General features: G+C 74.1%; 15 protein-coding genes. 11 read left to right on the top strand and 4 right to left on the bottom strand.

Annotated elements, in window-relative coordinates:
* Positions 1–15: 15 nt before the first annotated feature.
* Both NP064_RS09075 and nadA read right to left on the bottom strand, forming a co-directional pair.
* Positions 16–615 (bottom strand): DJ-1/PfpI family protein, encoded by a 600-nt coding sequence (locus tag NP064_RS09075; RefSeq protein ID WP_227569322.1) that lies wholly within the window; start codon positions 613–615, stop codon positions 16–18.
* 31 nt (positions 616–646) lie between these two features.
* On the bottom strand, positions 647–1,852 hold the full coding sequence (nadA, locus tag NP064_RS09070; protein ID WP_227569321.1) for a quinolinate synthase NadA: 1,206 nt from the start codon (positions 1,850–1,852) through the stop codon (positions 647–649).
* 77 nt (positions 1,853–1,929) lie between these two features.
* Here nadA and NP064_RS09065 point away from each other — a divergent pair, with 77 nt between their 5' ends.
* Together NP064_RS09065 and erpA are read left to right on the top strand one after the other, a co-directional pair.
* Positions 1,930–3,108, top strand: coding sequence for a glycerate kinase family protein (locus tag NP064_RS09065; RefSeq protein ID WP_227569320.1), 1,179 nt, complete (start codon positions 1,930–1,932; stop codon positions 3,106–3,108).
* 170 nt (positions 3,109–3,278) lie between these two features.
* Positions 3,279–3,629, top strand: coding sequence for an iron-sulfur cluster insertion protein ErpA (erpA, locus tag NP064_RS09060; protein ID WP_066589160.1), 351 nt, complete (start codon positions 3,279–3,281; stop codon positions 3,627–3,629).
* Between the two features lie 60 nt (positions 3,630–3,689).
* Here the strand turns inward: erpA and NP064_RS09055 are convergent, their stop codons facing one another.
* Together NP064_RS09055 and NP064_RS09050 are read right to left on the bottom strand one after the other, a co-directional pair.
* Positions 3,690–3,905: a sulfurtransferase TusA family protein gene (locus tag NP064_RS09055; protein WP_372456366.1), complete on the bottom strand. Its 216-nt coding sequence runs from the start codon at positions 3,903–3,905 to the stop codon at positions 3,690–3,692.
* A 41-nt stretch (positions 3,906–3,946) separates the two neighbouring features.
* Positions 3,947–5,119, bottom strand: coding sequence for an aminotransferase class V-fold PLP-dependent enzyme (locus NP064_RS09050; protein WP_227569318.1), 1,173 nt, complete (start codon positions 5,117–5,119; stop codon positions 3,947–3,949).
* Positions 5,120–5,377: 258 nt separating this feature from the next.
* On the opposite strand from NP064_RS09050, the gene ctaC reads away from it, so the two are divergent.
* The 9 genes from ctaC (at position 5,378) to NP064_RS09005 (ending at position 21,015) form a co-directional block, all read left to right on the top strand.
* Positions 5,378–6,289, top strand: coding sequence for an aa3-type cytochrome oxidase subunit II (gene ctaC, locus NP064_RS09045; RefSeq protein WP_227569317.1), 912 nt, complete (start codon positions 5,378–5,380; stop codon positions 6,287–6,289).
* A complete protein-coding gene (gene ctaD / locus NP064_RS09040; protein WP_227569316.1) occupies positions 6,289–8,100 on the top strand; it encodes an aa3-type cytochrome oxidase subunit I in 1,812 nt (603 codons plus the stop codon). Before ctaC ends, ctaD begins: the two co-directional genes overlap by 1 nt.
* Positions 8,097–8,495, top strand: a complete 399-nt coding sequence (locus NP064_RS09035) for a cytochrome c oxidase subunit 4 (RefSeq protein WP_227569315.1) — start codon at positions 8,097–8,099, stop codon at positions 8,493–8,495. Before ctaD ends, NP064_RS09035 begins: the two co-directional genes overlap by 4 nt.
* A gap of 65 nt (positions 8,496–8,560) precedes the next feature.
* Positions 8,561–9,073, top strand: a complete 513-nt coding sequence (locus NP064_RS09030; RefSeq protein WP_227569314.1) for a septum formation family protein — start codon at positions 8,561–8,563, stop codon at positions 9,071–9,073.
* Positions 9,074–9,083: 10 nt separating this feature from the next.
* Positions 9,084–9,470, top strand: coding sequence for a DUF4280 domain-containing protein (locus tag NP064_RS09025; RefSeq protein ID WP_227569313.1), 387 nt, complete (start codon positions 9,084–9,086; stop codon positions 9,468–9,470).
* 146 nt (positions 9,471–9,616) lie between these two features.
* On the top strand, positions 9,617–10,273 hold the full coding sequence (locus tag NP064_RS09020; RefSeq protein WP_227569312.1) for a Pvc16 family protein: 657 nt from the start codon (positions 9,617–9,619) through the stop codon (positions 10,271–10,273).
* Positions 10,274–10,280: 7 nt separating this feature from the next.
* Positions 10,281–12,470, top strand: a complete 2,190-nt coding sequence (locus NP064_RS09015) for a carboxypeptidase regulatory-like domain-containing protein (protein WP_227569311.1) — start codon at positions 10,281–10,283, stop codon at positions 12,468–12,470.
* Positions 12,471–12,480: 10 nt separating this feature from the next.
* Positions 12,481–15,045: a carboxypeptidase-like regulatory domain-containing protein gene (locus tag NP064_RS09010; RefSeq protein WP_227569310.1), complete on the top strand. Its 2,565-nt coding sequence runs from the start codon at positions 12,481–12,483 to the stop codon at positions 15,043–15,045.
* A gap of 9 nt (positions 15,046–15,054) precedes the next feature.
* Positions 15,055–21,015, top strand: coding sequence for a carboxypeptidase regulatory-like domain-containing protein (locus tag NP064_RS09005; protein WP_284439663.1), 5,961 nt, complete (start codon positions 15,055–15,057; stop codon positions 21,013–21,015).
* The last annotated feature ends 8 nt before the right edge of the window (positions 21,016–21,023 follow it).

Below are 21,023 nucleotides of genomic sequence, written 5' to 3'. Positions count from 1 at the left end.
GGCCGGACGGTCAGGCTAGACGGTGGGCGCGGGGTCGTACTGCAGGTCCAGGCGCACCAGGTGAGCCTCCTCCGGGGAGTCGAGCCGGGAGACGAGGTGCAGGGCCATGTCGATGCCCGCCGAGACGCCGGCTGAGGTCACCACGTCGCCGTCGTCCACGAACCGGGACTCGGTGTCGCGCAGCACCGTGGGGTCGAGGGCCGCGAGCTCGTCGAACGCGCGCCAGTGCGTCGTCGCCGGGCGCCCAGAGAGCAGGCCGGCCGCCGCGAGCACCAGCGCGCCCGTGCAGACGCTCGCGACCAGGGGCGTCTCGGATCGGAGCCCGCGCAGCCAGTCGAGGTGCGCGGCGTCCCGCGCGAGGGCGCGGGCGCCGCCCCCTCCCGGATGGACCAGGACGTGCAGGGGCCCCACATCGGCGGCCCCGTGGTCCGGCACCAGGCGCAGGCCCTTCGCGCACCGCACTCCGCCGCCATCGGCGGAGAAGGTCACGACCTGCGGCCGCAGCGGCGAGCGCCGGGCCCAGGCCGCCAGGACCTCGTAGGGCCCGACGACGTCGAGCTCCTCGCAGTCGTCGAACACGAAGATGCCCACCCGCAGCGGTCGTCCGGTCGGCATGGCGTTCCTCTCGACGTGGGGCCTCGGTCGGTCAGATCCCGGGCAGCGCCAGCATCTGGTCCAGGGCGGCGCGTGCCCAGCGGGCGTCGTCGGGGTCGACGACGATGCGGTTGACGACCCTGCCCGCCACGAGCGACTCCATGGCCCACACGAGGTGCGGCAGGTCGATGCGGTTCATCGTGGAGCAGAAGCACACCGTCGAGTCCAGGTAGTGCACCTGCTTGTCCGGGTGGGCGTTCGCGAGGCGCCGGACCAGGTTCAGCTCGGTGCCGATCGCCCACGCCGAGCCGGGCTCGGCCGCGTCCAGCGCCTTGATGATGTGCTCGGTCGAGCCCACCTGGTCGGCCGCTGCGACGACCTCGTGGCGGCACTCCGGGTGCACGATCACGTTGATCCCCGGGACGGCCGCTCGGGCCTCGACCACGTTGCGCTCGGTGAACCGCCCGTGCACGGAGCAGTGCCCCCGCCACAGGATCATCCGGGCGTCCCGCAGCTCCTGGGCAGTGAGCCCGCCGCCGGGCTTGCGGGGGTCGAAGACGACGCAGTCGTCCAGCGACAGTCCCAGCTGGCGCACCGCGGTGTTGCGGCCGAGGTGCTGGTCGGGCATGAACAGCACCTTGCCGGAGCCCTCCACGCCGCCGACGCGGTCGAAGGCCCAGCGCAGGGCGACGTGCGCGTTGGACGACGTGCAGACCGTCCCCCCGTGCCGGCCGGTGAACGCCTTGATCGCCGCCGAGGAGTTCATGTACGTGACCGGCACGGTGTCCTCGGCCACGCCGGCGTCCAGCAGCACGTCCCAGGCGTCCTCGACCTGGTGGATGGCGGCCATGTCCGCCATCGAGCAGCCGGCGGCGAGGTCCGGGAGCACGACCTGCTGCGCGTCAGAGGTCAGGATGTCCGCGGACTCCGCCATGAAGTGGACGCCGCAGAAGAGGATGAACTCGGCCTCCGGGCGGGCGGCCGCCTCGCGCGCGAGCTTGAACGAGTCGCCCGTGACGTCGGCGAAGTCGATGACCTCGTCGCGCTGGTAGTGGTGGCCGAGCACGAACGCCCGGTCGCCGAGCGCGGCGCGGGCCGCCCGGGCCCGGTCGACGAGGTCGGGGTCACTGGCCGCTGGCAGGTCGCCGGGGCACTCGACCCCGCGTTCAGAGGCCAGGTCGGCGCCACGACCGAGCAGCAGCAGCGCAGACGGCGCCGGCTCGTTGAAGGCGGACGGCGGGGTGACGGTGAGGCTCACGCGGCCGATCCTCCCACAAGGCCGGGAGAGGTCGCCGGGCGGCAGGTCCCACGCACTGCGCGTGCCATCATCGCCCGATGCGCGTGCTCATCGCCCCGGACGGCTTCGGCGACACCTTGACGGCCCAGCAGGCTGCCGACGCGATCAGCGAGGGCTGGGCGCAGGCAGCGCCGGGCGACGCGCTGGTGCGCTGCCCGATGGCGGACGGCGGCCCCGGCTTCCTCGACGCGCTGCGCGCCCACCTGGGCGGCGAGCTGCACTCGGTGACGGTCTCGTCGCCGCTCGGTGAGCCGGTCCCGGCCGCGCTCCTCGTGGTGGACGGCCCCGACGGGGCGCGGACCGCGTACATCGAGTCGGCGCACGCCATCGGGCTGCAGGTGGTGCCGCCCGAGCGCCGTGACCCCACCCGCACGTCGTCGGCGGGGATCGGCATGCTCCTCCGGGCCGCGGTCGACTCCGGCGCGCGGCGGGTCGTCGTGGGGCTGGGCGGCTCGGCGACGAACGACGCGGGCGCCGGGATGCTCGCGGAGCTCGGCGTGGGGGAGCCCGGCTCCGTCCTCGCGGGTGGCGGTGGAGGGCTCGGCGGCGTCGGCCCCGCGGACCTGGCAGGGCTGGCCGCGGTGCGGGCCGGCCTCCGCGGCGTGGAGATCCTCGTGGCGTGCGACGTCGATGTGCCGCTGCTGGGCCTGCACGGCGCCAGCGCGGGCTTCGCGGCGCAGAAGGGCGCCTCCGCCGAGCAGGCCCAGGACCTGGAGCGGGCGCTGGGCCACTTCGCCCACCTCGCCGTGGCCGCCCTGGGCGACGCGGTGCGCCCCGATCTCCTCGCCCGCTCGGCGGCGCCCGCCCCGCGCCTCGCCTCGGCTCCCGGGGCCGGCGCCGCGGGCGGGCTCGGCTTCGGGCTCTCGCTGCTCGGCGCGCGGCTGGCGCCGGGCTCGGCGTTGGTCGCCGACGCTGTCGGCCTGGCGCGGCAGGTGGGGGAGGCCGACGTGGTCGTCACCGGCGAGGGCCGGTTCGACTGGCAGTCCCTGCACGGGAAGGTGGTCGCGGCGGTCGCCGAGCGCGCCCTCGCCGCCGCCGTCCCGGCCGTTGTCATCGCCGGGCAGGTCGACGTCGGGCGCCGGGAATGGGGCGCCGCGGGCATCGCGGGCGTCTACGCCGTCGCGCAGAGCCCCGCCCAGGTGGCGGAGTCCCTCAACGACCCGGCGGGGGCGCTGCGGCGCCGCGCGGCGCGGGTCGCGCAGACCTGGTCCCGCTGAGCCCCGTCCGCCTGCTCGCCCGCCCCGCTCGCGCGCGACGTGCGGCGGCTGGTGCTGAGGGTCCTAGGCGCCGCGGCGTAGGGTGGGAACAACTTGTCGCACGGCGCTGTTGACGAGATCGACGGAAGCGCCCGCACCACTCGACCCTTTCATCGAGGCCTGGAGAGACCATGAGCGAGACCACCGAGACCGCCACGCACGGCGTCAACCTGACCGACGTCGCCGCGGACAAGGTCCGCAGCCTGCTCGAGCAGGAGGGCCGTGACGACCTGCGACTTCGGGTCGCCGTGCAGCCCGGTGGCTGCTCGGGCCTGATCTACCAGCTCTACTTCGACGAGCGGGTCCTGGACGGCGACGCGCTGCGGGACTACGACGGCGTCGAGGTCGTCGTGGACCGCATGAGCGTCCCCTACCTGGACGGCGCGACGATCGACTTCGCGGACACCATCGAGAAGCAGGGCTTCACGATCGACAACCCGAACGCGGGCAGCTCCTGCGCCTGCGGCGGCTCGTTCGGCTGAGGCGGCCGGCGTCCCGCGTGGACGCCCGACGATGAGCCCGGCGCCCTTGCGGCGCCGGGCTCATCGTGCGTCGGGGGCCGGTGGAGGGGGCGGGCCCAGGCGGACCGAGATCGCGGTGACGCCCTCGGCCGCGTCCTCGACGCCGAGCAGCGTGTGGCCCCGCATCCGGGCCCAGGCGGGCACGTCGTGGCGCGCCGCCGGGTCCGTGGCGAGCACGGTGACCACGGCGCCGTCTGGCAGGTCCCGGGCTGCCTTGGCCAGGCGGATCACCGGCATCGGGCACCGGAGCCCGCGCGCGTCGACCGTCGCCTCGCCGGTCACAGGCCCTGCACCCCGAGGGCCTCGCGGACCTTCGCCACGGCCCCCGGCAGGACGTCGCAGAACCGTTCGACGTCCTCGGCGCGCACGTCGCGGGGCAGGGCCAGCCGCACGTTCCCGTGGGTGAGCACGCCCATGGCGGCCAGCACGTGGCTCGGCTCGAGGGCGCTGGAGGTGCACGCCGATCCGGAGCCGACGGCGAACCCCAGCCGGTCGAGCTCGCCGACCAGCGCCTCGCCGTCGACGTACAGGCACGAGAACGTGACCACGTGGGGGAGCCGCCCTTCCGGGTCGCCCACCACCTCCACGTCCGGCGCCTCGGCGGCGACGCGCTCCCGGACGCGGCGCACCAGATCCCGGCGCCGGCCTTCGTCCGATGGCGCAGTGCGCAGCGCGTCCTGCAGGGCCACCGCGGCGGCGAGCGCAGCGGGAACGCTCACCCCGCCCGGGGACCAGCGGTCCTCGTCCTCGGGCCAGTCGGTCGCCCGGCGCACCCCGGCGCGCGTGACCAGCACACCCACGCCGCCGAGCGCTCCCCAGTCGGCCGGGTCGGCGGCGAGCACGTCCCATGAGCCGCCCACCGGCACGTGCCCGAGGCTCGCGCCGGCGTCCACCAGCAGCGGCACGCCCGACCGGCGCGCCAGATCGTGCGCGGCCTCGACCGGCTGGGTCGAGCCGACCTCCCCGCTCGCGTGCTGCAGGGCGGCGACCGCGACACCGGGCGCGCCGACCGCCGCGGCCCACGCGTTGAGGTCGACCCTGCCCAGCCGGTCGACCGGCACGTCGACGCGCCGGCCCCGATCGCCGCCCCAGGGCTGCGCCGCGGAGAACGCCGCGGCCTCCAGCACCGCCGCGCGCTCGACCGCCGACACCACCAGGTCGCGCCCGGCGCGGCGGCGCCCACGCGCCACCGCCCGCACGCCGGCGTGCAGGGCGAGGGTGTGCGAGCCGTGGAGGTCCACCTCCTCGGCCCGCGCGCCGACCGCGGCGGCGATGGCCTCGCGTGCGCCGTCGAGCAGCAGGCGGGCGCGGCGGCCTTCCGAGTGCAGCCTGCGGGGGTCGGCCCAGCCTTCGTCGAGCGCCTGCAGGAAGGCCTCGCGAGCGGCGGGAAGCACCGGCGCGCGGCCTCCGGCGTCGAGGAACACGCGGGTAGGGCGGGTGGCGTCCGTCACATGCCGCTCCGCGGCAGGGGGCGCGGTCGGCGCGCGAGAGGGAGGGTCACGTCGGCACGGTAGCGCGCTCTGCCCGCACGGCACGTCCCCGGCGGGCGGGGCCGGCCATGGCCACGCGAGTGTCCGCGTGCTGACAGGTTGTCGTCTTCAGCGCGCCGTGGTCACGCTGACGGCTGATCTTGACGCTAGGCTGCACACGTCGAGGACGAAGGTCCCAGGTGGAGGCCACCCGAAGAGGCGGTGGCTCAGAACCGGGACGTGAGTGAGAGGTCCCCAGTGCGCTCGCAGAACACCAGCCGGAACCGGCGGCCCGCCCTGAAGTGGGGCGCCCTGGTCACCGTCGCTGTCCTAGCCCTCGCGGGGTGCTCCGCGGAGGTCCAGCGCGGCTTCCTGCCCGGCTACACCGACGGCGAGGTGACCAACCAGACCGGTCGGATCACCAACCTGTGGGTCGGCTCGTGGATCGCCGCCCTCGCGGTGGGCGTCATCACGTGGGGCCTGATCCTGTGGTGCATCACGGTCTACCGGAAGCGGAAGAACGACGACCGCCTGCCCGTCCAGCTGCGGTACCACGTCCCGCTCGAGGTCATGTACGTGATCATGCCGATCATCATGGTCGGCGTCCTCTACTACTTCACGGCGCGCGACCAGTCGGAGATCCAGTCCAACGAGGCGCCGACCGACCTCACGGTCCAGGTCGTCGGCAAGCAGTGGAGCTGGGACTTCAACTACCTCACCGACGACGTCTACGACACCGGCGAGCACGCCCAGGAGATCGGCCTCGACGGCGTGCTCACCGAGCAGCCGACGCTGTGGCTGCCCGTCGACGAGCGCGTGCAGTTCGTCCTCAACTCCCGCGACGTCATCCACTCCTTCTGGGTGCCCGCGTTCCTCTACAAGCTCGACATGTTCCCCGGCCGGACCAACGAGTTCCAGATCGTGCCCACCCGCGTCGGCGAGTACGTCGGCAAGTGCGCCGAGCTCTGCGGCGAGGAGCACTCCTCGATGCTGTTCAACGTCAAGGTCGTCGAGCGCGACGAGTACGACGCGCACATCGCCGAGCTGCGTGCCGCCGGGCAGACCGGCGCGCTGGGGCTCGAGTACAACCGGCAGCAGGACCTGCGGGGCGACAACACCAACGTGAGCGGCACCGAAGAGGAAGACAACTGATGGCCACCGCAACCGAGGCGATCCCCGGGCTCGCCCCGAACCGCCAGACGCTCGGACGGACGGTGGTCAAGTGGATCACCTCCACCGACCACAAGACGATCGGGTACCTGTACCTGATCACGTCGTTCCTCTTCTTCTGCTTCGCCGGCGTACTCGCCCTGCTGATCCGCGCCGAGCTCTTCGAACCCGGCATCCAGATCGTGCAGTCGAAGGAGCAGTACAACCAGCTCTTCACGATGCACGGCACGATCATGCTGCTGCTGTTCGCGACGCCGCTGTTCGCGGGCTTCGCCAACGTGATCATGCCGCTGCAGATCGGCGCGCCGGACGTCGCGTTCCCGCGGCTGAACATGTTCGCGTACTGGCTCTACCTGTTCGGCGGCATCATCGCGTGCGCCGGGTTCGTCACCCCGCAGGGCGCCGCGTCGTTCGGCTGGTTCGCCTACGCGCCGTTGTCCAACGCCGTCTACTCGCCAGGGCTGGGGGGAGACCTCTGGGTCTTCGGCCTCGCGCTGACCGGCTTCGGCACCATCCTCGGCGCCGTCAACTTCATCACCACGATCGTGACGATGCGCGCGCCCGGCATGACCATGTTCCGGATGCCGGTGTTCACCTGGGGCACGCTCATCACCGCCCTGATGATCCTCATGGCGTTCCCCCCGCTGGCCTCTGCGCTGTTCGCCCTCGGGGCCGACCGACGCCTCGGGGCGCAGGTCTTCAACCCCGACAACGGGGGAGCCCTGCTCTGGCAGCACCTGTTCTGGTTCTTCGGGCACCCCGAGGTCTACATCATCGCGCTGCCCTTCTTCGGCATCGCGTCCGAGATCATCCCGGTGTTCAGCCGCAAGCCGCTGTTCGGCTACAAGGGCCTCGTCTACGCGATCATCGCGATCGCCGCGCTGTCGATGACCGTGTGGGCGCACCACATGTACGTCACCGGCGCCGTGCTGCTGCCCTTCTTCGCGCTGATGACCATGCTGATCGCGGTGCCGACCGGGGTGAAGTTCTTCAACTGGATCGGCACGATGTGGCGAGGGAAGCTCACCTTCGAGACACCCATGCTGTGGACGATCGGGTTCATGGTCACGTTCCTCTTCGGCGGCCTGACCGGCATCATCCTGTCCAGCCCGGCGCTCGACTTCCACCTGTCCGACTCGTACTTCGTGGTCGCGCACTTCCACTACGTGGTCTTCGGCACCGTCGTGTTCATGATGTTCGCCGGGCTGTACTTCTGGTGGCCTAAGTTCACCGGCCGCATGCTCGACGAGCGGCTCGGGAAGATCCACTTCTGGATGCTGTTCGTCGGCTTCCACGCCACGTTCCTGGTGCAGCACTGGCTGGGCGTCGCGGGCATGCCCCGCCGGTACGCCGACTACTCGCCGCAGGACGGGTTCACGTGGATGAACCAGCTCTCGACCGTGGGCTCGGTGCTCCTCGCGGCCTCGACGCTGCCGTTCCTCTGGAACGTCTACATCACCTGGCGCCGGGCGCCCAAGGTCACCGTCGACGACCCGTGGGGCTACGGCTCGTCGCTCGAGTGGGCCACGAGCTGCCCGCCGCCGCGGCACAACTTCACATCGCTGCCGCGCATCCGCTCCGAGCGCCCCGCGTTCGACCTGCACCACCCGGAGATCGCCGCCCTCGACCGGGCCACGCCGGACTCTGGCGTGCTCGACGAGCTGCTCGGCGACGCCGACCGCCGTGGGCAGAACACGCTGGTGGACGAGCGCCTCGCGCAGGGCACCAGCGAGCCCGAGCAGTCCGCGACCCAGGTGAAGGACCAGGGCGACGAGCCGGAGGACCAGCGATGAAGATCGAGTACAAGCTCTTCCTCTACGGGGTCATCTTCTTCCTCCCCGTCGGGCTCATCTACGGCATCTGGAGCGGCTGGGAGCCCACCGGGTCCCTCGGGATCCCGCTGGTGGCCGCGCTGGTCGGGATGATCGGCGGCTACTTCCGCCTGCTGTCCCGCCGGATCGACCCGCGCCCGGAGGACGACCCCGAGGGCGAGATCGCCCAGGGCGCCGGCGACCAGGGCGTGTACAGCCCGTGGAGCTGGTGGCCGCTGGTCATCGCCGCCGCGGCGGCCCTCGCCTTCCTCGGCATGGCCGCCGGATGGTGGATCGCGTACATCGGCGCGGCACTCGGTGTGATCGGCCTCGTCGGCTGGGTTTTCGAGTTCTCGCGCGGCCAGCACGCGCACTGATCCACGCGTTTTCTCAGCAATGACTACGCAAGACCCACGGCCCCCACGCCTCTAGCGTGGGGGCCGTGGTGATTACTGACGAGAGCATGGCCGTGGGCATCGACAGGCGCCGGAGCAGGCGCGCGGCCGCCGTCGCCTCCGGGTTGCTCGTGGCGCCCGTGCTGGGCGGGTGCGCCTGGTTCGGGGACGGCGGGGACACCGGCGACACCGTCGACGTGTTCGACCTCGAGGTCGGGGACTGCCTCCGGGCCCCGACGGAGATCACCGCGGAGCTGACCGCCGTCGAGCGGGTGGCCTGCGAGCACGAGCACACCCTCGAGGTCTTCGCCGTGACCGGCTACGAGCCGGCCGACGCCGAGTTCCCGGGCGACGCGCAGCTGCAGACCTATGCCGACGGCACGTGCGTCGCCGAGTTCGAGCGCTACGTCGGCGTGGACTACCGCGACTCCAAGCTGTTCTTCACCTACCTGCTGCCGTCGGCGCGTGGCTGGTCGCAGGGCGAGGACCGCGACATCACCTGCCTGGTGACAACGACGGGCGCGCAGTTGACCGCGTCCGTGCGCGGCTCACAGGTCTGAGGCGGGCCTCATGGGCAAGCCGCAGGTCACCTCGACCGCGATGCTGATGTGCTCGTTCGGCGTCGCGCCCTCGACGATTCAGGTGCTGCCGATCACCCGCGTCACCGTCGAGGGGAAGCCCGCCGCGACCGTGGTCGACGCGACCCCCTTCGTCAACATCCCGCCCTTCGGGATGTGCATGAGCCTGTCGAACCCGACCGTCGCAGCTGCCACCAGCGCGGCGCTGGGGGTGCTGACCCCCATGCCGTGCACACCGGTGACAGGGCCGTGGGCTGGCGGGTCGCCCACGGTGCGGGTCGGCGGGTCGCCCGCGCTCGTCGCCGGGGCGACGTGCAACTGCGCGTACGGCGGCGTGGTCCAGATCGTCATGCCGGGCTCGGTGCGGACCACCAGCTAGGTCGCGCGCCCGCAACTTGGGTAGCGATTACCGAAGAGCCGCTGGCCGCGCCCCGCCTAGCCTCGACGAGCCCGTGCCCCGCTGTGCGCGGGCTGCGCCGCCGATGCGCGGGCACGTCCGGTCACATTCGATGGAGGAGAGTTCTGTTGCTGATCCCCATCGTCGAGGACGGTCTCGAGGCGTTCTGGCGCGAGACCCTGCCGCTGCCGCGTGAGGTGGGCGACGTGTCGTTCGAGACGCCCGCGTCGAGCTGGTCCTCGCAGGTCAACCGGATCACCGTCAACGCCTTCCTCTACGGCATCAGCAGGAGCGCGCAGCCGCCCCGGCCGGCTGCCGCCCGGACCACCGGCTCCGGCGCCCAGCAGCGCGCGCCCTTGCCCATGGTCCAGCTCGACTACCTGGTCAGCGCGTGGGCGAGCGTCGTGCGCGACGAGCACCAACTGCTCGGCGACGTGATGTCCCGCGTCCTCGCCCACCAGGTGCTGCCCGCCCGCCACCTGCCCGCGCCGCTGGCCTCGGGGGTGCAGCTCGCCGTCGTGCAGGACCAGGGCAACCGTCCGCGCGACCTGTGGGGCGCGCTCGGCGGCCAGCTGCGGGCGAGTTTCCTGCTCATGGTGACGGTCGCCGGTGACGCCTTCGACTGGGAGGCGGCGCCCCCAGCCGTCACGTCGGTGGCGGGCTCCGCGGTGGCCACGCCGCGCGAGGGCGCTGTCGGGCCCGTCACGGCTCCCGCCGTGGGCTCGGGCGTTCGGCGTGAGGGCGGTGGACTCGTGCGTCCCGCCGACGGCCCCGGGCGCACGTGACCGCCGCATGAGAGTGCTGTGCGCAGTCGACGGGGTGGAGGCCGCCCCCGGCTCGAGCGTCGAGATCCCGCTCGAGGTCGTCAACACCGGCCAGGTGATCGAGGGCGTCGGCCTGCGGGCGCAGGGGGCGCTCGAGGCCTTCACTCACGCGCGCCCCGAGCGGGTGGCGCTGTTCCCTGACGCCTCGGGGACGCTGACCGCGGTGGTCGACGTGCCCGCCAGCTTCCCGGCCGGCGAGCACCCGCTGACGCTGGTCGTGACCGGCAACGACCCGGCCGTTCCGGTCGGCGCGCACACGGTGCTCCTGGTGGTGGGCGCCAGGGCCGAGCTCTCGGTGGAGGCAGATCCGGCGGTGGCCCGGGCCCGGCGCCGCGCGGACTTCGTCGTCGAGGTCGTCAACAAGGGCAACGTGCTGCTCGACGTCACGTTGCGGGCCGATGACACGGATCGGACCCTGCGCGCCCGGGTGACCCCGTCCGCGGTGTCGGTGGCGCCCGGGGAGAGAGCCCGCTGCACCGTCGAGGCGCGCGGGCCCCGCCACCTGGTCGGGTCGGACCGGGACCGCCCGCTGCGGCTCGAGGCCATGGCCGCCGACCAGCAGGCGGTGGTGCCGCTCGTGCTGCGGCAGCGGCCCCTGATCAGCCGAGGGCTCCTCACGGTCCTGACGCTCGTCGCTATCGTCGGCATGTGGGCGGCGGTGTCGCTCCTCGGCATCCGCGCAGTCCTCGGCCAGGACCCGTTGACGCGCGTGGCGCCGGCATCGTTCTTCGCGGCGTCCGCGGCCGCCACTGAGGGGTCGGGCGGTGTCGCGGGCGCCGTGCCGAAGGACGGCGCCGTGGCCGCGGGAGTGGGCGGTGTGTTGAGCGGGACCGTGCGCGGCGCCGTCGACTCGCAGGGGGTCGGGCGGATCACGGTCGAGGTGGTCCGCCAGGGGCGCCACGGGCCCGTGGTGGTCAGCTCGGCCGCCACCCAGGCGGACGGCGGCTACGTCGTCGCGGGCCTGCTGCCAGGCGCGTACCACCTGCGCTTCAGCGCCGAGGGGTACGACGAGGTGTGGTACCCGCAGGCGCCGGCCATGGACGCGGCGGGCTCCGTGCGGGCCACCGCGCGCGAGGTCACTGACGGCGTCGACGCGGTGATCGCCGGACACGACGGGTCGCTGCGGGGGACCGTCACGCTCGCCGACGAGGACGAGGTCGTCACCGTGACGGCCCGGCCCGCGTGGGCCGGCGCGGAGGAACTGTCGCCGTGGGAGACGACGGCTGGCCCGGACGGCGCGTACACGCTGCCGGCGCTGCCCGCCCCCGGCGCCTACGAGCTGACGTTCAGCGCGGACGGCTACGCGCCCACCACCCTGACCGAGCGGGTGCTGGGCGGCCAGGAGCGGTTCGTGACCGACGTGCGACTTGGCGCGGGCTCGGGGCAGATCACCGGCCGGGTGACCGATGGCGCCGCAGGCCTCGGCGGTGTGGCGGTGAGCACCACCGTCGACGGGCAGGCGGTCGAGGTGGGCACCCCGACGACGGGCCCTGTCGGGGCCTACGTGCTCGCGGGGCTGCCCACGCCCGGCACCTATGTGCTGACCTTCACCAAGGACGGGCACGCCTCGCGCACGCTGGTCGTGGACCTAGGCCCGGGCGAGTTGCGCGCCGGCGCCGATGTGGTGATGCGCGGTGGGGCGGGCGCCGTCACCGGCAGGGTCTCCGACGCCTCGGGGGCCGGCCTGGGCGGGGCGACGGTGCGGCTCGGCGGGTCGTCGACGGCCTCGGTCGTCACCACCCTCACGCAGGGCGACGTCGGCTCGTTCATGCTGACGGGCCTCGCGGCCGGGAGCACGCACACGATCACGGTCGAGCTCGCGGGGTTCGCGCCCGCCACCGTGCCCGTGGAGGTGGGCCCCGACGGGAGGTCCGCCGCCGTCCGGGTCACGCTGGCGTCCGCTGTGGGCTCCGTCTCGGGCAGGGTGCTGAGCGGTGGCGCGGCAGTGGGCGGAGCCACCGTCGAGGTCACGGACGGGAGGCTCTCGTGGCGCACCACCTCGGCGAGCGGCACAGGGGCGTTCACCGTGGGAGGGCTGGAGCCGCGCCGCTACACCGTGCGGGTGGTGCAGGGCGCCCGTGTGGTCGGCACGGCACTCGTGACGGTCACGGCTGGTGGCGTCGCGTCCCAGGACATCGACCTCGTGGCGGGGACCTGACGTGCGGGTGGTGACCGAGCCGCGCCGGGCGGTGGCCTACCCCGGCCAGGAGACGGTGCTGACCGTCACGGTGACGAACACCTCTGACGTGATCGCCGGCGCGACCGTGCGATTCCTGGGCGCGGACGCCAGCTGGGTGACGGTGGACACACCCACGCTGCGGATGTTCCCCGGCGCCACGGAGCGGGCCGAGGTGCGCGTCCGGCTGCCCGAGGGCGTCCCCGCGGGCGAGCGCCAGATGGCCGTCCAGGTCACCGCCCTCGGCGAGGGAGGCCTGACCAGCGTCGAGGAGGTCACCCTCGAGGTGCCCCGAGCTCCCCGCGTGGACGCGCGGCTCGAGCCCGCGACCGTGACGGCTGGCCGGCGCGCGGTGTTCGGCGTCGTGGTCGAGAACACCGGCAACACCACGGAGACGTCGTCGCTCGTGGGCTCCGACGCCGAGGGCAAGGTCAGGTTCGGCTTCGTCCCCGACACCTTCGTGCTGGCCCCCGGCGAGCAGATCACCACCGAGCTCCGCGCCCGTGGACGGCGGCCCTGGTTCGGCAGCCCGGCGGTGCGCCCGTTCGAGCTGCGGATCGCCGAGCCGCGCGGCGACGTGGCGACCGGCCGGCGTGGCGGGCGGCCCGTCCCTGACGGCGCGGACGCGCATGCGCCGAGCGTCGCCTCCGACGCGCCGCCCCCGGCGGCGATCGGGGTGCTCGTGCAGCGCCCGGTCTTCAACCGCGGCCTGATGTCGATGCTCGGGCTGCTGGTGGCCGTGAGCGTGTTCGCTGTGGTCATCGCCGTGGCCCTGACCAGCGTGGTCAACCGCTCGGCGGCGGACCGGGACCTGGCCCTGCAGGTGGCGCAGGCGCGCGCCCAGGGCGCCACCACCGGGACATCGTCGGTGGCCGGCGCCGTGCGGCTGCTCTCGTCGGGCGAGGTCGTCGCCGGCGTCGCCGTCGAGGCGTTCGACGCTGGGGACCCGACGCGGGCCCTGGCCACGACCGCCACCGACGAGGCCGGCGCCTTCGAGCTGTCGACGCTGGCCGCGGGGGAGTACAAGCTGCGGTTCCGCGGCGCGGGCTTCAGCGAGGTCTGGTACCCGTCGTCGCCCTCCGCCGAGCAGGCGCAGTCCATCGACCTCGGCGTGGGGGAGTCGGCCACCGGCCTCGTGGTGCTGCTCGGCGGCGTGCCCGCCACGCTGTCCGGCCTGGTGGTGGGGGCGGACGTGGCAGGCGCCACGGTGCAGCTGGAGCTTCCGATGGAGGAGCCCGACATCGCGGGGGCCGCGCCCGCGGCCACCTCGGGGGCGATCGTCCGCTCGGTCCCGGTGGGCGCGGACGGCTCGTTCCGGCTGGACGACGTCCCCTCGCCGAACGTCTACGACATCGTCGTCTCCAAGCCTGGGTTCAGCACGCAGGTGCAGCGGGTCGACGTCGCCGCCGGCGAGCTGCGCGCGGGCATCGAGATCCGGTTGCTCGAAGGCGACGGCACCATCTCCGGCACGGTGGTGGGGACGCAGGGGCCGATCGGGGACGCGACCGTGATCGCCACCGCGGGCGACGTCACCGTGCGGACCGTCACCCTCACCGACGGTGACGTGGGGTCGTTCACGCTGCGCAACCTCCCAACCCCGGCGACCTTCACGGTCGTCGTCGCGGCCGAGGGCTACTCGGCGGCCACGCTCAGCCTCGACCTCGCCGCCGGGCAGGCGCTCACGGGCGTCTCCGCGACGCTCGGCGTCGACTCAGGGCGGCTCGGGGGCATGGTCAGCGTGACGCCGTCGAGCCTCGGAGCAGGCGGCGTGGGGGTGTCGGTCAGCGATGGGGCGCGGACGTGGCAGACCGTCAGCCAGTCCGCGGTGAGCCCGGGCGCGTGGTCGGTGTCCGGGTTGGCGATCCCCGGCACCTACACCGTGACCTTCTCCCGCGCGGACCTGGCGTCGCAGATCGTCTCGGTGAGCCTCGACGCGCATGGCTCGGTCACCTCGGGCGCCCAGCGGGCCGATCGGGTCAACGCCGCGATGCGCTCCTCGACCGCCCAGCTCACCGGCACCGTCTCGCAGACGGACGACCGGGGCGTGGTGACGGGCCCGGCGCCCAACGTCACCGTGACGCTGTCCTCGGGAACCGCGCAGTACGAGGTCAGCACGGCGTCCACCCCTGCCGCGCAGCGTGGCAGGTATGCGGTGGACGCGTTGCCGCCCGGCACCTACACGGTCACGTTCTCCCGATCCTCGACAGCCTCGAGGTCGAGCATCGTCACCCTCGCCGCCGGCCAGTCGGCGGTGCTCGACGCGACGCTGGCCAGCCCCGCGAGCATCCGCGGCAAGGTCACGCAGGCGGGCGCCGGCGCCGCCGGGGTCGTGGTCAACCTGTACCGGGCGAGCGACTACGGCACCGCCGTCGGGCCCGTCGCGAGCACCGTCACGACCGGCGCCGGCGACTACGTGTTCCCCGAGGTCGAGGCGCCGCAGCACTACCTCGTCGAGGTCCGGTTGAGCGCGACCGCTGCGGCGCTGGCCACATCCGCGGTGACCACGGTGCAGAACAGCCAGGCCCTTGTCGTCGACGTCGCCCTCCCGAGCCCTTAGGGGACCCCGATGCATCCAGCCGCCCACACCCCCTTCCCCGCTCCGGTGAGCGTGCTCGTCGAGCCCGACGCGCACGCGCCCGGCGGCGGGCGCGCCGTCGTCGTGGCGCACGTCCGTAATCTCGCTGCGGCGCCGCTCGGCCTCGTCGTGCGGGTCGTGGGCCTCGACTCGGGCTGGCTGCCCGAGCCTGTCACCACTCCGCAGGTGGGCCCGGACGAGACGGTGAGCGTGGAGCTGGTCGTCGTCCCCGCGGCTGGGGCGGTTCCCGGCCGCTACCCGTTCGTCGTGGTCGTCGAGGCGATCGGGGCGGCCGGCCGGGCGCAGGCCACCACGGACGGGGAGATGGAGGTCGACGCCCCCGGGGAGATCGTGCTGTCCGTGGAGCCGGCCTCTGCCCGTGCGGTGTTCTCGCAGCGGGTGAGCGTCGTGGTGACCAACACGGGAGACCAGCCGGTCGACGTGGGCCTCAGCACCCGGACTGGCAAGGGCATGCGGTTCGCGCTGCCCGCCACCTCCCTCACGGTGGGCGCCCACCGCACCGCGCGTGTCACCGCGCGGCTACGGGTGGCCCGGCCCAGCATCGTCGGCCACCGCAACCAGATCTCCTACGCGGTCGAGGGCAGGGGCCGGCAGGCGCCCGCCCGCTTCCACGGCACCCTCACCTCGCACCCGCTGCTGTCGGGTGGGCTACTGCGCGCGTTGTCGCTGCTCCTCGTGGTGGCGCTGTGGGCTGGCGGGATGGCGACGGCGGTGCCGTGGCTGACCTCGCGCGACGAGACGTCCACGACGGCCGCGGAGACGGCCGCGGTCGACGTCGACTCCGACGGGCAGGACTCGCCGGGGGACGACAGCGGCTCGGAGGGCGGTGTCGAGGCGCCGGTGGCCGGCGGCACTTCGGCCGGCGTGCCCCACATCCGGGTCGGCGGCGTCATCCGCGGGGACGCGCCGTCCGACGTGCAGATCGGCATCCGCCCCATCAGCGTGCTCGCCGCGGACGAGGTCGCCGACGGGGGCCCCTCCTCGGCGACCGCGTCATCCGCGCTGGCCGGGGCGGGTGGCGGCGGGGCCGGCGGACGCGTCACCTCAGGCCTGGCCGGCGCCCTCCCCGTCGGCGACCCGATTGGCAAGACCCCCGCCCAGGCGCTGACGCTGACCCGGACGAGCGCGCTCGCCGACGCCCGCACCACCCGGTCCGCCGACGACGGGACCTGGGCGTTCGCCGACCTCTCGGCCGACGCGTACTACCTGATCACCTTCGCCAAGGCCGGCTACCAGACACAGCGGCTCGTCATGACGGGAGCGGAGGCCGCGGCCCGGGCACTCGAGGTCGAGCTGGTGGCGGGGGCAGGCCGGATGGCGGGCGTCGTGACCGGCCCGGCAGGCGCCGTGGGCGGCGCGCAGATCACCATCACGGACGGTGTCACGACGGTCGTGACGAGCGCGAGCACGACCGGCGCGATCGGGCGGTGGAGCGTCGACGGGCTGTCCACGCCCAGCACGTACCTGGTGACGGCGACGGCGGACGGGCTCGGCGCCCAGTCGGCGCTCGTCACCCTGGCGCCGGACGGCTCCGCGGCGGTCGACCTCGCGCTGGCCAGCGGGGTGGCCGCCGTCAGCGGCGTCGTCACCGGTCCGGACTCCTTGGGGGGCGTCGGCGGGCTCGGCGGGGTGACGGTGACGGCGACCGACGGCGACGACGTCGTGCGGCTCGCCTCGACCGTCACCGACGGCCCGGTGGGCGCGTACACGCTCGCCGACCTGCCCTCGCCGGGCGTCTACACCGTGACGTTCGAGGGCCCCGCCCACGCGAGCCAGTCCCACCAGGTCACGCTGGGCGAGGGCTCGTCGCACGTGGGCTTGGACGCGCAGCTGACGCTGGCCAGCGGCGTCGTGCAGGGCTCGCTCGTGGACACGGCCGGGTCCGGGCTCGCGGGGGCCGGAATCACCGTGGGCAACGGCGAGCACACGTACAAGACCATGAGCACGTCGGACGCCCGCGGCTCGTTCCGGCTCAACGGCGTCGAGCCAGGGGACTACGTGGTCACCGCCGAGCTGTTCGGGCACGTCACCGGCCACGCCCAGGTGACCGTCACCGCGGGCCAGGCCAGCGACGCCGACCTGGTGCTGACCGCGGTGGACGGCGACGGGCTGGAGGCGACCTCGTTCGTGCGGGGCCGGGCGAGCGACGCCCGCACGGGCAGCGCCATCACGTGCCCCGACCTGCCTGTGGCGGACTGCGTGGTCGCCGTCGAGCTGCAGCGCCAGCGCCTGGACGGGACCACTGAGACGGTCCGGGTCACGACGGCGCCCAGCCTGGAGTACACGATCCCTCCCGCGGGCGGCGAGGGGTTGCTGCCCGGGCTGTACACGCTCGTCGTGTCGGCGCCGGGCTACGAGCCGCAGCGCGTCGACGTCGAGGTCCCGATGGGGCAGACGGTGCGCGCGGCCCAGGCCTCGCTGCTGCCGTCGCCCTCCGTGGTCGGCTCCGTGCAGGCCCGAGTGGGCGCGGTGCCCGACGCCTCGTGCGTGATCGTGGCGACGGCCGGCGCCAGCCCGGGCGACGTGCGGGCAGCGGACTGCGTCTTCGGCACGACCGCGGACGGCGCGACCACCTGCGCGATCACGTCGCCGGTCGCCACGGCGTCGGTGCGATGCTCGGCGATCGGGCTGAACGGCAGCTACGAGGTCGCCCGGCTCGTCAGCGGCGGCTACTCGGTGTGGGTCGAGTCGGCCGACGACGAGTACCGGGCGCAGCCGCCCACGCCCGTGTCGCTGGCCGCGGGCGAGGTGCGGCGGCTCGACCACACCGTGGACCGGCTCGGCCGCATCACGCTCTCCGTGCTGGCTGACGAGGGGACGGGCGCCTTGACCGCGGCCGACGGCGCCGCCGTCGTCCCGCACCTCGCCCCCACCCCGGCGCAGCCGGGCGGGCCGCTGCCCTCCTCGTCCACGGACGCCCAGGGCCAGGTCTTGGTGCGGGCCCTGGAACCCGGCTCGTACCGCTTCGACGTCACCTGGTCCTCCGCCGGGGGCGCAGCCGTCTCGGGCTCCACCGTGCAGATCGCGGTGGGCGACAACCAGGACCTGGCCTCGCAGGTGGTGCTGACCCGCAGCGGCCGGGAGTTCAGCGGACGCGTGGTCACCCAGCTCGCTGTCGGGAGCGCGAGCCCGGTGGGCGGGGTCCAGGTCAAGGTCACCGGCACCACCGGGTACGCCGGGCTCGTCCCGCAACGCTCCTCGGTGACGATCACCACCAGCCCGACCGGCGACTTCCGGATCGCCGCCGTCCCCGACCCGACGCCGCACGCGGTGCCCACCGGCGTCCTGGCCCTCGTCGCCGACACCGTGTCGGTCGACATCGTCGACCCCTCGGGCCGGTACCAGGGCGTGACCCGGGCGAGCGTCACGATCGACGAGCTCCTGGCGGTCCCGATCGAGGTGCAGCCCAGCGGGCAGCGCTTCTCCGGGACGCTGACCGCCGACGGCGGGTCCATCGACCTCAGCGCGGCGTCGTTCGAGGTGCTCTCCACCCCGCCCGGGGTGGGGAGCGTGCGCCTGGTGTCGACGAGCGCGGGCGTGCTCACCTGGAGAGACCTCAACCAGCCCGCCGACCCGGCCGCCGGCGGCAGCGCGACTCTCGCCCGGCCGGGGGAGTACCGGGTCCAGGCCTCGTTGCCGGGCTACGACACGGTGACGACCACCGCGATCTTCGAGCCGGGGCAGCCCGCGGTGCTGGCCATGTCGCTGCAACGGCACGGCGAGCTGCGTGTGTCGGTCGTGGCCACGGGGACCGGGCACGCCGTGGCCGACCCCGTGGTCACCCTCACGCGGCCCGGCGCCACCGACCTCACCGTGACTGCCTCGCCGGGCACCAGCTGGGTCGACTTCGGCGAGCTGCCCAGCGGCCGGTACTCGGTGAGCGTCCGGGCCGCCGGGCACGCGTTCACCACCGGCACAGTGACGGTGAGCCCTGGACAGACCACAGCCGACCCCCAGACCGTGCCGGTCGCACTGCTCGGCGCGATCGCCGGACGGGTCCAGGTGTCCATCGGCGGGTCCTTGCGCGCGCTGCCGGGAGTGCTGGTGACGGCCACCTCGGATGCCTCCGGCCAGGTGTTCACGGCCACGACCGACGCCACCGGCGCCTACCGGCTCAGCGGGACCACGATCGTCCAGGGCCTGGCCGCGGGCACGTGGCGGGTCAGCGCCGCGCTCAACGGGTACACGCCCGCCTACTCCGGCAGCGGCGTCGCGGTCGCAGTCCCCAGCGGGGCGCCGGCGCCCGTCCCGCTCGACATGACGATGAACGCCGACAAGGTCGCGCTGCTCGTGGACGTGTACGACCCCGTCACCGGCAACGGCGTCGACGGGCTCACGGTGCGGCTGCTGCACAACAGCGCCATCATCACCCCGACCTGCGCCGCGGCGACCACAGGCACGTCGGTGTGCTCCCAGGTGCCGGGCCGCTACGGGTTCGCCCAGCTCGAGCCGGGGACCTACACCCTGGACGTGGCCGGGGGGAACTTCGCGCCCCTGACCGTCGCGGTGACGGTCGGAGCGGGCACCACCACGCAGGTCAGCGTGCCCGTCGCGGCCCGCGCCAACACGGTGCAGGGCGTGGTGTCCGGCCAGTCGGGGGCGTCCGCCGCGACGCCGATCACCGGCGCCACGGTGAGGCTGCTCCGCGATGGCGCGCTCGTCGCGACCACCACCACCGCGAACGGCGCGTTCGCCTTCCTCACGGTGGCGGACGGCTCCTATGTGCTGTCGATCGAGCGGGCCGGCTACGGCGCCACGAACCGCGCACTGGCCGTGCAGGGCGGTCAGTCGGTCTCGGTCGACATCACCCTGTACGCGGACGCCCGCCAGGTGACGGTCACCCTCGAGTCCGTCAACGGATACGACCTGACCGGCGCGCTCGTCGGGCTCGAGCCCGAGGCGGGCAGCGGGCAGCTCGCGCTCGCCGCCCAGCCCGTGGTGCGCGGCAGCGGGTCGGCCACGACCTACACCACCACCTTCAACCAGGTGCCGCAGGGCGTGTGGACCGCGCGCGCCGGTGGGCCGTCGGGCCACTACGGCGTCTGGACGGAGCAGGTCGGCCCGACGGACAGCGCTGTGACGATCCAGGTCGACGAGGTGCGCGTGCGGCTTCGCGTCACCAGCACAGACCCGAACCCGCCGCAGTCCGTGACGCTCGACGTGGCGGCAGCCCAGGGCGCCGCCCTCACCGAGCACGCGCCGGTGAACGGCGGCGTCGTGACGGTGTTCTTCCGGAAGGGCCCGGGCACGGTCACCGCCCGGCTCCCGGGCGGCCCGTGGTCGGTGACCCCCACGAGCCAGGTCATCGGCGGGGGCGCCACCGACGTCCTCGCGGCGTTCTCCGTCGACCGCGCGGGCACCCCGACGGCCACCACGGCCACCCCAGCGACGCTGGTCTCCGGGTCCGCCGCGGTGCTCCGCGCCACCGTGGCGCCCGTCCCGAGCGGCGGGACGGTGACGTTCAGCCTGAACGGCGCCACGGTGGGCACGGCGACGGTGTCGACCACGACCGGGGTCGCGGAGCTCACCGGCGTGAGCCTCGCCGGACTGCCGCTCGGGCCCGCCACCGTGGGGGCCGTCTACAGCGGCTCGGCCACGCACGCGGGGTCGACGGCCCCGGTGGTCCAGGCGACCGTGCAGGCCGCGAGCACCACGGCGCTCACGGCCGACCCGCCGACGGCCGCGGTCGGGGGCACGGTGACGCTGACCGCCGTGGTGTCTAGCGCGGGCAGCGCGTCGGGCGCTGTGGCCTTCTCCGGGCCGGGGTGCGCCGGCGCGCCGGTCGCCGTGAGCGGAGGGCAGGCGGTCACGACCTGCGTCCTCCCCGGCTGGGCCTCAGGGGCCGCGGCCTACACGGCGACGTTCTCCCCCTCGGGAGGCAACGCCCAGACGGCCGGCTCGTCGGGCGCGACGACGGTCACGGTCAGCTGACCGGGGCG

Origin of the sequence: Cellulomonas chengniuliangii, from assembly GCF_024508335.1 — a bacterium.
In the GTDB taxonomy this organism is placed as follows: domain Bacteria; phylum Actinomycetota; class Actinomycetes; order Actinomycetales; family Cellulomonadaceae; genus Cellulomonas_A; species Cellulomonas_A chengniuliangii.
Note: the sequence above shows the minus strand (reverse complement) of the source record. Positions and strands in the feature narration are given on the sequence as shown.

Coding starts and splice junctions, on each gene's coding strand:
- NP064_RS09075 (WP_227569322.1), bottom strand. CDS start 615: ATGCCGACCGGACGACCGCTGCGGGTGGGCATCTTCGTGTTCGACGAC.
- NP064_RS09065 (WP_227569320.1), top strand. CDS start 1,930: ATGCGCGTGCTCATCGCCCCGGACGGCTTCGGCGACACCTTGACGGCC.
- erpA (WP_066589160.1), top strand. CDS start 3,279: ATGAGCGAGACCACCGAGACCGCCACGCACGGCGTCAACCTGACCGAC.
- NP064_RS09055 (WP_372456366.1), bottom strand. CDS start 3,905: ATGCCGGTGATCCGCCTGGCCAAGGCAGCCCGGGACCTGCCAGACGGC.
- ctaD (WP_227569316.1), top strand. CDS start 6,289: ATGGCCACCGCAACCGAGGCGATCCCCGGGCTCGCCCCGAACCGCCAG.
- NP064_RS09035 (WP_227569315.1), top strand. CDS start 8,097: ATGAAGATCGAGTACAAGCTCTTCCTCTACGGGGTCATCTTCTTCCTC.
- NP064_RS09025 (WP_227569313.1), top strand. CDS start 9,084: ATGGGCAAGCCGCAGGTCACCTCGACCGCGATGCTGATGTGCTCGTTC.
- NP064_RS09015 (WP_227569311.1), top strand. CDS start 10,281: ATGAGAGTGCTGTGCGCAGTCGACGGGGTGGAGGCCGCCCCCGGCTCG.
- NP064_RS09005 (WP_284439663.1), top strand. CDS start 15,055: ATGCATCCAGCCGCCCACACCCCCTTCCCCGCTCCGGTGAGCGTGCTC.